Annotated in this window: 1 protein-coding gene; it reads left to right on the forward strand. The window is 49.3% G+C overall.

What is annotated here, in order from left to right:
* On the forward strand, positions 1-215 hold a 215-nt coding region (locus H6A32_RS16185), incomplete at both ends, for a hypothetical protein (RefSeq protein ID WP_204864840.1).

A 215-nucleotide genomic window follows, 5' to 3' on the forward strand; every position in this document is an offset into this window, starting at 1 on the left:
GCGACATTCCAGTACCGAAGGCGAATGAAGGATATGAAGGCGGAAGCTGGACACCGACAGAGCCAACGGAAGAGACCAAGGTAGAAGACGGTGCGAAGTATACCTATACCTTTGTAGCACAGGAAAGAAGCCTGAAAGTGAACTATGTGATGGATGATGAAAAGGGAACAGCCCTTAAGGCACCATACACAGAAGCTACCAGCTACGATGCAGCA

Origin of the sequence: Drancourtella massiliensis, assembly GCF_016900655.1 — a bacterium.
GTDB lineage: Bacteria > Bacillota > Clostridia > Lachnospirales > Lachnospiraceae > Sellimonas > Sellimonas catena.